7 protein-coding genes and 2 pseudogenes are annotated in these 12,231 nt (G+C 62.0%); 6 read left to right on the plus strand and 3 right to left on the minus strand.

Annotated elements, in window-relative coordinates; translation table 11 throughout:
- The first annotated feature begins 83 nt into the window (after positions 1-83).
- Both ETW23_RS09040 and ETW23_RS09045 read left to right on the plus strand, forming a co-directional pair.
- Positions 84-2,363, plus strand: a complete 2,280-nt coding sequence (locus ETW23_RS09040; protein WP_134829798.1) for a PAS domain-containing sensor histidine kinase — start codon at positions 84-86, stop codon at positions 2,361-2,363.
- Positions 2,360-3,768 (plus strand): annotated as a pseudogene (locus ETW23_RS09045) (sigma-54-dependent transcriptional regulator). The gene ETW23_RS09040 and the pseudogene ETW23_RS09045 overlap by 4 nt, the downstream one beginning before the upstream one ends.
- Positions 3,769-3,823: 55 nt before the next feature.
- Here the strand turns inward: ETW23_RS09045 and ETW23_RS09050 are convergent.
- Complete coding sequence (locus ETW23_RS09050) at positions 3,824-6,112, minus strand: caspase family protein (RefSeq protein WP_247676675.1); 2,289 nt, start codon at positions 6,110-6,112, stop codon at positions 3,824-3,826.
- 457 nt (positions 6,113-6,569) lie between these two features.
- Positions 6,570-7,016: a hypothetical protein gene (locus ETW23_RS09060; RefSeq protein WP_237454427.1), complete on the minus strand. Its 447-nt coding sequence runs from the start codon at positions 7,014-7,016 to the stop codon at positions 6,570-6,572.
- A 134-nt stretch (positions 7,017-7,150) separates the two neighbouring features.
- Between ETW23_RS09060 and trkA the strand changes: the two genes are divergently transcribed.
- From trkA to hflX, 4 genes and pseudogenes are all read left to right on the plus strand, one after another.
- Positions 7,151-8,527, plus strand: a complete 1,377-nt coding sequence (gene trkA, locus ETW23_RS09065; RefSeq protein ID WP_129370782.1) for a Trk system potassium transporter TrkA — start codon at positions 7,151-7,153, stop codon at positions 8,525-8,527.
- 1 nt (position 8,528) lies between these two features.
- Positions 8,529-10,064: a TrkH family potassium uptake protein gene (locus tag ETW23_RS09070; RefSeq protein ID WP_129370783.1), complete on the plus strand. Its 1,536-nt coding sequence runs from the start codon at positions 8,529-8,531 to the stop codon at positions 10,062-10,064.
- Between the two features lie 120 nt (positions 10,065-10,184).
- Positions 10,185-10,424, plus strand: a complete 240-nt coding sequence (gene hfq / locus ETW23_RS09075; protein WP_005611588.1) for an RNA chaperone Hfq — start codon at positions 10,185-10,187, stop codon at positions 10,422-10,424.
- Positions 10,424-11,694, plus strand: a pseudogene (gene hflX / locus ETW23_RS09080) (GTPase HflX). Before hfq ends, hflX begins: the two are co-directional and overlap by 1 nt.
- Before the next feature lie 9 nt (positions 11,695-11,703).
- Here hflX and ETW23_RS09085 read toward each other — a convergent pair.
- On the minus strand, positions 11,704-12,189 hold the full coding sequence (locus ETW23_RS09085; RefSeq protein ID WP_134829800.1) for a dienelactone hydrolase family protein: 486 nt from the start codon (positions 12,187-12,189) through the stop codon (positions 11,704-11,706).
- Between the last annotated feature and the right edge of the window lie 42 nt (positions 12,190-12,231).

Below are 12,231 nucleotides of genomic sequence, written 5' to 3' on the forward strand. Positions count from 1 at the left end.
GGCCTTGTTGTGATTTTCCTAGGCAGGGCCACGAGATATGGCGGTGACTCGCAAAGAGTCGCACATCAGGATGAGGGCAGTCAGTGGCGCATAAGTCACATCTGAGGGCAGCATACGGGCCTTTTGCGGCCTTGGACCGGTGGCGGAGAACCCGCCGGGCCCGCAATATCGGCACTATCGGGCTGGTGGTGCTGGGGCCGGCTCTGGCACTGGCGACATTCCTTATCATCGGCCCGTTGGGGCAGGGCGCGTCGTCCCGGTCGCTGCGACTCATTCTGTTGGCGGATTTGGTCTATATCCTGACCATCGCTGCGCTGGTGATGGCCCAGATTGTCCGCCTGTTTGCCGCGCGGCGCTCCAAGTCAGCGGGATCCCGCCTGCACCTGAGGCTGATCGGCGCTTTTGGATTTTTGGCACTGATCCCCACAGTCATCGTGGCCGTGTTCGCCGTGCTGACGGTGAATGTCGGGCTGGAGGGCTGGTTTTCGCAGCGGGTGCGGCAGGTGATCGGCAGCTCTCTGGCTGCGGCGGACGCCTATCAGACGCAGCAGAAAAATGACCTGAGCGAAGATGCCCGGGCGCTGGCGCGTTACCTGGACAACAGCCGTTCGCGCAGTTTCTTCATCAATGATGCTGAGCTTCGTCTGGTGCTGTCGCAAGGCCAGCTGCAAATTCAGCGCGGGCTGCGCGAGGCATATATCGTCGACAGCGCCGGCCTGATCCGGGCGCGCGGCGAGCGGTCTTACGAGTTCGATTTCGAGAAGCCGAACAATCGCCAGATCGGTGCCGCCCGTGCGGACGGGTTTCTGCTGATTGAGGATTGGAACAACAGTGAATTCCGCGCGCTGGTGCGGCTGGAGGCGTTTGTCGACCGGTTCCTGTACATCAGCCGCGATGTGGACGGCGAGCTTCTGAACCTTCTGGACGACACCCAGGAAACAGCCCATCTGTATCAGCAGCTGGAAAGCGAGCGCGGCAGGGTGCTGTTTGAATTTGCGCTGCTCTATATCGGTTTTGCAGTGATTCTGATCCTGGCGGCGATGTGGTTGGGAATGTGGTTTGCCGAGCGGCTGTCGCGTCCGGTCGGACGGCTGACGGTGGCGGCGCAACGGGTTGGCTCCGGCAATTTGGACGTGCAGGTGCCGATTGACGACGGTGGCGATGAAATTTCCCAATTGGGTCAGTATTTCAATCAGATGACGCGCGAACTTAAGGCGCAGCACGGGCGCCTTGTGGACAACACCCGCCAGATTGAACGCCGCCGCCGCCTGTTTGATTCGGTGCTGTCATCGGTGACGTCCGGGGTTGCCGGGCTGGATGCCGACGGGCGTGTCACATTTGTAAACCGCTCGGCTGAGCGGCTGCTGGACTGGCAGGAGGATCAGCAATCCCTGGCCTTGTCCGTTGCAGTGCCGGAGTTCGGGCCGCTGTTTGTGGAATTGATCGAAACCAGCGCCGAGGTTGTGCAGGAGGAAATCAAAGTCACGCGTCAGGGCCGGCTGGAAAACCTGCTGGTGCGGATGTCGCCGCGCCGGTCGGAACAGGGCCGGCTGGAAGGTTATGTGGTGGCGTTTGATGATGTGACCGATCTTGTCAGCGCCCAGCGGATGGCGGCCTGGGGCGATGTGGCGCGCCGGATTGCCCATGAGATCAAGAACCCGCTGACCCCGATCCAGCTGAGCGCGGAGCGGATCAAACGCAAATTCGCGCCCAAACTGGGCGAGGAGAACAGCGATCAGCTGCAATCCATGACCGATGTGATCGTGCGCCAGACCAATGATCTGCGCAGGATCGTCGATGAATTCTCGAAATTCGCCCGCATGCCGGAACCGGAGCGGCGCGAAGAGGATCTGGTCAAACTGCTGCGGGACGCGGTTATCCTGCAGCAGCAGGGCCAGCCCGGTGTCCGGATCAAGGCGGAGCTGTCCGAGACAGCCATGCCTTCGGATCTGGATGCCACAATGATTGGGCAGGCCTTGACCAATCTGATCAAAAACGCAGGCGAAGCCATTGAAAGCCTGCAAATAAAGGAAAATCCGCAGGGGCTGGTGCCGGAAATCCGGGTGGCAGCAGTCAAGGCAGGCAATTTCTATGAAGTCCGTATCGCCGACAACGGCATCGGCTTGCCCGAAGACCGGGCACGGCTGTTTGAGCCTTATGTGACCACGCGGGATGCGGGCACCGGGCTGGGGCTGCCGATCGTTAAAAAAATCATCGAAGAGCACGGGGGCACGCTGACGCTGGAAGATGCCCCGGTATTCGAGGGACACGCGCATTACGGCGCGATGGCGGTAATCCGTCTGCCCGCCGCAAACCGGGCAGCGGCGCCAAACAAGAGCACAGTGAAAGCAGGTCTGACATGAGTGACATTCTGATTGTAGATGACGAGCGCGACATCCGGGAACTGGTCTCGGATATTCTTGAGGATGAAGGCTATGCCACCCGAAAGGCTGCCAATTCCGACGAATGCATGGCCCGTCTGGAAGACGCCGAACCGGCGCTGATGATCCTGGATATCTGGCTGAAGGACAGCCAGATGGACGGTATCGATATTCTGAAGGCGGTTAAGCGCGACAATCCGGAAGTTCCGGTGGTGATCATTTCCGGACACGGCAACATCGAAATCGCTGTCGCAGCGATCAAGCAGGGGGCCTATGATTTCATCGAGAAGCCCTTCAATATCGACCAGCTGATGGTGGTGATCCGCCGCGCGATGGAAGCCTCGCGCCTGCGCCGGGAAAATTCGGATCTCAAGCGCAGGGATACAGGCCCGGCGGAAATGATCGGCACCTCTGCGTCGTTCCGGACGTTGATCAGCCAGCTGGACAAGGTGACCAAGTCGAACGGCAGGGTAATGCTGACCGGGCCGGCCGGCAGCGGCAAAGAGATTGCTGCGCGCTATATCCATGCCAATTCAAACCGGGCGTCCGCGCCCTTCATCACCGTCAACTGTGCCAGTATCGAACCCGACCGGATGGAAGAGGTTCTGTTCGGCCGCGAATCCTCGGAGCGCGGGTGGAACCCGGCTTGCTGGAACAGGCGCATGGCGGTGTGGTGTTCTTTGATGAAGTTGCCGATATGCCGCTGGGTACCCAGTCCAAGATTTTGCGGGTGCTGGTGGATCAGCAGTTCCAGCGCGTTGGCGGTTCGGACAAAATCCGTGTCGATCTGCGGGTGGTTTCCGCCACCAACAAAGACCTGGATGCTGAAATCGAAGCAGGCGGGTTCCGGCAAGAGCTGTATCACCGGCTGAATGTGGTGCCGGTTGCGGTGCCGTCGCTGGCGGACCGGCGCGAGGATATTCCGCTGCTGGCCGGCCATTTCATTGCTCAGTTCAACGAAGCCCAGGGGCTGCCGCTGCGGGTGCTGACCGAAGAGGCGGTGGCGTTGATGCAGACCATGCTATGGCCGGGCAACGTGCGCCAGCTTAAGAATCTGGTGGAGCGGGTGCTGATCCTTGGCGATGGCAGCGGCCCGATCGAGGCCAAGGATTTGCCGCGCGAAGAAGACAAGCCGCAGGAGGAGGGCCGCGTGGTCCTGTCCGGCGCGCTGGCGACATTGCCGCTGCGCGAGGCGCGGGAGGCGTTTGAGCGCGAATACCTGCTGACCCAGATCAATCGCTTTGGCGGCAACATCAGCCGCACGGCGTCGTTTGTCGGCATGGAGCGGTCTGCGCTGCACCGCAAGCTGAAGTCGCTGGGGGTGGTGACCTCCAACAAGGCAGGCGCCCGGGTGGCGCATGTGGAGGCCGAGGAAGAGCAGGCCTGATCAGGCCGCCATTGCGCCCGGCACCACCGGACGCAGGCGGTGCTGCATCATAGGGTCAGAACAGGTCCTGGCGGATCGGGTTCAGCGCAAAATGGATCTGCGCGGCCAGTCGCAGCTGGCTGATGGCATCGCCGGGAACGGTTGCGGGCAGACCTGCCTGGCGCGCCCAATTGCCCAGTTGCTTGCGGGATGACGGGCCGAACTGGCCGTCGATGGCAATCCCGGCCCCCAGCTGGCGCAGGATGTACTGGGTGCCTGCGGCAACGTCTGTTTCGGCCATGCCGGTCAGCAATTCCCGCGCTGCGGCGCGTGCATCGGGATCGTTCAAAGCCATCGCCTTGCCTGCCCGCGCAGCAGCAGCATGGGCGGGGATCCGGTCCGGCAGCCTGTTAAGGGCTACCCAAGCGCCGTTCGAACCACCCCAGGCGTCGCCGCGCGACAGCCCCATGTCATACCATTCCAGCGCTTCAGCTGCGTCGCTGCCGGGCAAGTCGCCGCCCATGATCATCCGGCCGATCTCAGCCGGGGCATGGGGATGGCCCAATTGTGCCGCTTCGGCAAACAGCGCGCGCGCTTTTTCCTTGTCCACCGCCTGGCCCGCGCCGCCGTCGCGGTAGACATAGCCAAGGTTGGCGGTGCCATAGATATCGCCGCGTCCGGCAGAGGCCTGCAGGTAGGAGAAGCCGCGCTCCGGCTGCGCCAGCTCATCGCCGCTCCATAGAAAGAAAACCCCAAGTTCGTTCATTGAATAGGTATGGCCCAGCTCCACTGCGCGGCTCAGCAGGTCAAAACCGCGCCGCTTTTCCTCCGGGGTGCTGCTTTTTCGCAAAAGCCGCTTGCCTCTGGCGTGCATCGAGAAGGGGTCTCCTGCCTCTATCCCCTTGTCCCACAGGGCAAAGGCCTTGTCCGGGTTGTAGGGGATGGGCACTGTTTCGCGGTCGACATTCGGGGTGACATGCAGATATGCGACGGCGTTATAGGCGCGGACGTGGTCCAGTTCGGCGGCCTTTTCAAAAGCTTCATAGGCTTCGATCAAGCGGCCCTGACCCTGCAGCGCGCGGCCCAGCTGATAGTGCAGGCGGCCGATATCCGGCGCGGCCCCGACAGCATCGCGGCAGGCAGCCTCGGCATCCTCAAGGTTGATTTCATTGGGGTAACGGTAAAGGCCAACCCCCTGCAGATCCAGCAGATCACCGGCTTCCAGGTCGCACTGCCGGGCGATCATTTCCAGGTTCACGGTCACGTCCCGCACCGCGCCGGCCTGGGCCAGGCGCAGCACCATCCGGTCCTTGCGGACCTGTCCGCCATCCTTGCGGGCAGGAAGCTCGGTCAGTTTCGGCGCATAGCTGAGGCTGAGACCGCTGCTGTCCCCGGTTTGCAGCGATGTCACGCCGGACGAGGGCGATTCAACAATTGAAACCGTTGTGCCTGCACTGACATAAGGGCTGATCTCCGGCGCCAGTTCCAGCGCGCGGCCCAACGGGATTTTCACCGACAGCACGGCGGGCATCCGGTCAAGGCCGGCCGCTTCGGTTTCGGCTTCAGCCTTGGCAATGTTCAATGACCGCTCTGCCGGGCGCAGATAGACCTTCTGCATCAGCGTCGAGCTTTCCCATGGCACCTGAGTGTTGCCGGTCGCCGCATAGACGTCGCCGCGAATTGCCGAAAGGACAGTCATTGCATCTTCGTCAGGCCGGTCCGGAAAATGACGCACGACCGAGGCGGTATAGGGGCTGTTGCCGCCAGGCTCGCCATCCAGCGCCGTGGCGCCGGGAGATGTTGAAAACGCCACCAGCGTGTTGAGCGGCGGGCGGAACACGTCAAATCCCTCGCGCGCTTCGTAAAGCTGGGCGCCGACCTCAGCGTTGAGCTTGGCATCCGGCACGGGATTGTCGCGGCAGGAATCCAGCATCAGGATCTGGCTGCCTGCCTTGCCGCCGAGAATGGCAGAGACGCGGTCAAGGGTGACTGACTGGAAAGGCAGATCGTGAATGCCAGTAAGTTCCGCATCACTGGTCAGCAGGTAATTGCGCCGCCCCAGCTGAATACCGTGGCCTGCATAGTAGAAGAACACCTGGCTGCCGTCGCGGATATTAAGAGCGGCCTGGCGCAGCAGCGCTTCAAACCCGCGCTTGTCCAGGTCATAGCCTTCGTAAACCGTATAGCCGAAGGAGCTGAGCATTTCAGCCATGGCCTTGGCATCCTGACGGGTGTTGGTCAGGTCAGTGACGTGGTCATAGTCCTGAATGCCGACAACGATGGCGGTTTCCGGGGCATTGCCCCGTTCGCTGGTTTCATATGCCGCTTGGGCAGCCGTTGCCGGCAGCAGCGCTGTGCCGGTCAAAAGGGCTGCTGCAAGGGAGGGGATTCTGGAATGATGGGGGATCATGGCAGCACCCGGGTTTAACCCCAGCCTCCGCCGCCGCCACCGCCGGAACCACCGCCGCCGCCGCCGCCGCCGGAACCTCCGCCACCGCCGCCTTGATAGGCGGGTTCAGGCGCTTCTTCTGCCGGGATGACCGGAGCCCTGGGAGCCGCTGCAGGTGCCGGCCGCGTTGCTGGCGCGCTGTATGTTGCAGGTGCCGGCGCTGGGGCTGCCGCCGGTGGCGGGGCAATCGGTGCCACGGGTTCGCAGGCGGCTGTCACAGCTGCAAGAGGCAGCGCGGCAAACAGGAAATGTATCCGCATCGGGTACCTTTCTTTATGAAATACTGGTCAACAAACAATCCGGCGCCAGCTTACTTGAACCGGAGGCGCAATTCAAAGTTAGCCTGCCGCGCATTTTCGGCAAGGGAGTGCGCCTAGCCGCCGGTGCGGATGCTGACGCTGCCATCCTTGTTGCGCTGCGCGCAGGATGCTTCGCTCAGCGGGGCCAGCTGCGGTCCGGCTACGGCGGCGGGGTTGCGCCGGGTGCAGCGTTTCAGCGCGATCTGCTGGTAGCCCTTGGATGCCATGCAGGATTTCTCCAGCCGCAGGCGCAGGGGTCTGTTCACATCCACCGTGTAGATGCCGCCGTTCACCCAGTAACCGGGCCGGTAATAACAGCTGCCGCCGGAACAGACTTTGCGGCCGGGGTGGAAAACCGGGGGGTGCTGGCGGATTTCATTGGCGACGGGCGCATCCCGCAGCGATTGTGCCGCACAGCCAAGCTCATCACTTTGCAGGCGCGAGACTTCTGCCCCCTGCCTGTAATAAACAGGAAGCGGTCCGCAGGCCGCCGTGCCAAGCAGCAGGACCAAGGCCGCCATGATCGTTCGATCCTTGCACATAAGCAAAGAATGACTGCAATCAGAGCAAGTTACAATTAAATTGACCGTGAAAGCGGCTTCTGTCATTCACATCGGGCGAAACTCCGCCCGAAATTCCGCCAAGGGACACGCAAATGAAGGTCATTATCTGCGGCGCGGGCCAGGTTGGCTGGCAGATCGCCCGGCACCTGTCCGGCGAGCACAACGATGTGACGGTTGTCGACAACAACCCGGAACTGGTGCGGCGGGCAACCGATACGCTGGACGTGCAGGGGATCCATGGTTTTGCCTCCTATCCGGATGTGCTGGACCGGGCCGGGGCACGGGATGCCGACATGATTATCGCGGCCACCCATTCGGACGAGGTCAACATGGTGACCTGCCAGGTGGCGCATTCGGTCTTCAAGGTTCAGCGCAAGATTGCCCGTCTGCGGGCCAAAAGCTATCTGACCGCAATCTATTCCGACCTTTATCAGCGCGAGCATTTGCCGATCGACGTGGTGATCAGCCCCGAGCGGGAAGTGGCGGCAGCAGCGATGCAGCGGCTGTCGGCGCCGGCAGCGTTTGACACGGAGACCTTCATGGGCGGCAAGGCGCAGCTTCTGGGGATCCAGATCGACGCCGATTGCCCGGTGGTGAATACACCGCTGCGGCAGCTGACCGAATTGTTTTCGACGCTGCGCGCGATTGTGGTCGGGGTGCGGCGCGACGGCACGTTGTTTGCGCCGGAACCGGGCGACCAGCTGTTTGTCGGCGACAGCTGCTATGTGTTCAGCCACGCCGATGATGTGCCCCGCACCATCGAAGTGTTCGGCAAGCAGGAAACACGCCAGGACCGGGTGGTTGTGGTCGGCGGCGGCAACGTCGGCCTGGAAGTGGCCAAGGCGCTGGAGGCAAGCACAACACGGATCCGGGCCAAGATGATCGAACGCGACCGTACCTGTGCTGAACGGGCGGCGGAAACGCTGGAACGCACGATTGTGCTGAACGGCGACGGTCTGGACCGGGCGCTGATGATCGAGGCGGGCATCGACAAAGCGGATGCGATGCTGGCGGTGACCGATGACGACAAGACCAACATTCTGGCCGCGGTGCGCGCCAAGGTTGAAGGCTGCCCGCTGGCCATTGCGCTGATCAATGACCCGACCCTGGTGCCGCTGCTGCCGCATCTGGGCATCGACGCCTATATCAACCCGCGCTCCACCACCGTCAGCTCGATCCTGCGCCACATCCGCTATGGCCGGGTGCGGCAGGTCTACTCATTGGGGGATGCCGAGGCTGAAATGATCGAGGCCGAGGTTTTGTCGACCTCGCCGATTGCCGGCCAGATGATCCGCGAGACGGATTTCCCCGAAGGCGTTCTGGTCGGCGGCGTTCTGAAGAACGGCGAGATGCTGCGCCCTTCCGGTCAGATGCGGATCGAGGCGGGCGATGTGATCGCGCTGTTTGCCATGGCGGCGGACGTGCCTGAGGTCGAGCGCCTGCTGCAGGTTTCGATCGACTATTTCTAGGATGCGCCGCCCGGTCAAAGCTCCCATTGGCGTGCTGCGCCTGCCGCTGTTCCTGCTGATCTGGGGCATTGCCTCGCTGGCGATGTGGCTGCCTGCTGTTCATGCGCTGGTGCTGGACGATCATCACACCTCGCGCAGTTTTTTCTATGCCGGCGTTGCCGGGCTGATCCTTGTGGTGCTGATCGGCCTGTCGATGGGCAACCGGGTGCCGCGCTACGGGATGCCGGGGCAATTGCTGTCGCTGCTGGCGACGTTCACCGTACTGCCGCTGTTCCTGGCGGTGCCGGTTCAGGATGCGCTGGTCAGCACCCGGTATCTGAATGCCTATTTCGATATGGTCAGCGCCATCACCACCACCGGCGCCGATGTCTGGGGCGATCCGGACCGGCTGCCGCCCAGCGTGCATCTGTGGCGGGCGATTGTCGGCTGGCTGGGCGGTCTGTTGATGTGGGTGGCCGCCTCGGCGGTGCTGGCGCCGATGTCCCTGGGCGGGTTTGAGGTCACTGCCAAAGGCGAGCCCGGCGGCGGCACGGCCGCCCCTCTGCATATGGAGAGGGCAGATCCCCGCCGCCAGCTGGTGCTGGTGACGCGTACCCTGGCGCCGGTTTATGCCGGGCTGACCCTTGTTCTATGGCTGTTGCTGATGATCACAGGCGAACAGGCCTTGGCAGGTCTCAGCCATGCGATGTCGGTGATGGCGACCTCGGGCATATCGGCTATCGGCGGGGTGGAAAATGCCGCCAGCGGCCTGGCGGGCGAGATGGTGATGTTCCTGTTCATGTTCTTTGCGCTGTCGCGGCTGACTTTTTCCAGCGACACGGTCACCGCGGGGCAGGGGCGGCTGGACAAGGATCCGGAATTCCGCACCGGGCTGCTGATCGTTTTCGGGGTACCGCTGCTGCTGTTCCTGCGCCACTGGCTGGCCGCCTATGAAGTGGATGCCGGTGAAGATCTGCCGCAAGCCCTGCACGCGCTTTGGGGCACCTTGTTTACAGTGCTGTCCTTCCTGTCGACCACCGGATTTGAAAGTACGCATTGGGAAGCCGCCCAGGCCTGGTCGGGGCTGGAAACACCGGGCATGATCCTGCTGGGGCTGGCGGTGTTCGGCGGCGGTGTCGCGACCACTGCGGGCGGGGTCAAGCTGTTGCGGGTCTACGCTCTGTACCTGAATGGTCTGCGCGAAATGGAGCGGCTAGTGCATCCCAGCTCGGTCAGCAGCGAAGGCAACCGCGCCAAGCGTTTGCAGAAGAACGGAGCGTTTGTGGCTTGGGTGTTCTTCATGCTGTTTGCCCTGTCGCTGGCTGTGGTCAGCACTGCGCTTGCCGCAGTCGGCACGGATTTTGAACAATCGCTGGTGCTGGCTGTAGCGGCGCTGTCAACAACCGGCCCGCTGGCTGATACGGCCAGCAGTACGCCGATTGTACTGAACCTTCTGACAGATCCTGCCAAACTGATCCTGTGCATTGCGATGGTTCTCGGGCGGCTGGAGACCCTGGCCTTCATCGCGCTGCTGTCACCCAACCTTTGGCGCAGCTGACCGCCCTTGAGGGTGAAAAGTGTTTTTCTGGTGGAAACTTACATTTTCTCCGTCCATACTGAATTTAATGTGCGTGCTGGTCCGCAGCGCGCGGCAAGAACAAAGGCGAGATAATAAAAAATGGCTTCGGACAGACAGAATCTTCAGGATGCCTTCCTGAATCACGTTCGCAAAACCAAGGTTCCGGTTACAATCTTTCTGATCAACGGGGTCAAGCTGCAGGGTGTGATCACCTGGTTCGACAATTTCTGCGTGCTGCTGCGCCGCGACGGACAGTCGCAGCTGGTCTACAAACACGCGATTTCGACCATCATGCCGGCCCAGCCGATCAGTCTCTATGAGGGTGAAGACTCCAATTGATGGAGCATGAAAGGACGCGTACCCGTGCCTGGGTGCTGCATCCGGAAATCAAATCCGATAGCAGGCGCCGCCAGGCTGCACCTGCGCTTGATGAGGCCGTTGCGCTGGCAGCGGCCCTTCCCGATCTTGATGTGATCGGCTCCAATGTTGTGCGCCTGCCCAAGGCGCATGCGGGGATGCTGTTCGGCTCTGGCAAAATCGAAGAGCTGGCGGGCATCCTCAAAGCAAATGAGGTGGAACTGGTCCTGATCGACGGGTCGGTGTCCCCGGTGCAGCAGCGCAATCTGGAAAAAGCCTGGAAGGTCAAGATCCTCGACCGGACCGGGCTGATCCTGGAGATATTCTCGGACCGTGCGGCCACCCGCGAAGGTGTGCTGCAGGTCGAGATGGCGGCGCTCAGCTATCAACGGACACGGCTGGTGCGGGCCTGGACCCACCTGGAGCGCCAGCGCGGCGGATTGGGATTTGTCGGCGGACCCGGCGAAACCCAGATCGAGGCCGACCGGCGCGCCATTGACGACCAATTGGTGCGGCTGCGCCGGCAGCTCGACAAGGTGGTGAAGACCCGGACCCTGCACCGCGCCTCGCGGGCCAAGGTGCCCTATCCGATTGTGGCGCTGGTCGGCTATACAAACGCCGGCAAGTCGACCCTGTTCAACCGGCTGACCGGGGCTGAGGTGATGGCCAAAGACATGCTCTTTGCCACTTTGGACCCGACCATGCGCCGGGTGCAGATTGCGGATGGGCCGGAGGTGATCCTGTCCGACACCGTGGGCTTCATTTCGGATCTGCCGACCGAACTGGTGGCATCTTTCCGGGCGACGCTGGAAGAGGTTCTGGCGGCGGATGTGATCCTGCATGTGCGCGACATCAGCCATGATGAAAGCGAGCAGCAGGCCAAAGACGTCGAGGCCATCCTGACCTCATTGGGGTGGACGAAAACCGCGCCCGGATCGAAGTCTGGAACAAGCTGGACCAGCTGCCTGAGGAAGACGCCGAAGCCCGCCGTCAGCGTGCGGAACGTGAGGACGGCATCCATGCGATCTCGGCCCTGACGGGCGAGGGGCTGGACGGGTTAATGGCAGATATCGCCGAGCAGTTGCAGGGCGTGCGGCACGAGGAGCTGCTGAATCTCACGTTTGCCGAAGGCAAACAGCGCGCCTGGCTGTTCAAGGAAGACCTGGTTCAAAGCGAAGAACAGACCGAGGCCGGTTTTGACATTACCGTGCTGTGGACCGACCGGCAAAAGGCGAAGTTCCAAAAGCTTTGAGTGTTCCGGTTACTCGCCGAGTGACCGGAACCATGCCCAGCTGTCCTCTGCAATCCTGGGGCCGATTTCATAAACCCAATGTGTGTGGCGCGGAATCAATTGAAGCGAAAAGCTGTGGCCCGATCTGGCCATGGCCTTGCCCGTCTTCACAGCTTCTTCGCTGCTGAAAATGTGGTCCCGTTCCCCAAGGTACAGGCGGACGGGCTTGGGGGTCGCGGCTGGGATGAAAACCTGCTCTGAAGCGAAGCCCCCGTGCAGAGCGGCCGCTTGCCAGGGGCCTTCGAAGCGGTTCACCAGCATGGAGGCGAAGATCGCGCCATTTGAGTGGCCGAATAAATAGACCGGGCCAGTATGGCGGCCCAGGGCCTGCTGAGACAGCATCTGGTCCAACAGGGTCTGTGAAAAGTCATCCGGCTGCCAGTTTTTTGCTTTGGCATTCGGCGCAATCAGGATCAGTTCGTGTTTCTGCGCGGTCTCTTTCCAGATATCGATCATCGACAGGCCGAACCGGCCTGACCCATGCAGCAGGATGACAGT

The sequence above is a fragment of the Leisingera sp. NJS201 genome (assembly GCF_004535885.1).
In the GTDB taxonomy this organism is placed as follows: domain Bacteria; phylum Pseudomonadota; class Alphaproteobacteria; order Rhodobacterales; family Rhodobacteraceae; genus Leisingera.

What these genes read in the sequence shown, in the direction of transcription:
- ETW23_RS09060 (WP_237454427.1), bottom strand. Translation starts at nt 7,016, where the DNA reads ATGGCGGCCTTGGTCCTGCTGCTTGGCACGGCGGCCTGCGGACCGCTT.
- trkA (WP_129370782.1), top strand. Translation starts at nt 7,151, where the DNA reads ATGAAGGTCATTATCTGCGGCGCGGGCCAGGTTGGCTGGCAGATCGCC.
- ETW23_RS09070 (WP_129370783.1), top strand. Translation starts at nt 8,529, where the DNA reads ATGCGCCGCCCGGTCAAAGCTCCCATTGGCGTGCTGCGCCTGCCGCTG.
- hfq (WP_005611588.1), top strand. Translation starts at nt 10,185, where the DNA reads ATGGCTTCGGACAGACAGAATCTTCAGGATGCCTTCCTGAATCACGTT.
- ETW23_RS09085 (WP_134829800.1), bottom strand. Translation starts at nt 12,189, where the DNA reads ATGATCGATATCTGGAAAGAGACCGCGCAGAAACACGAACTGATCCTG.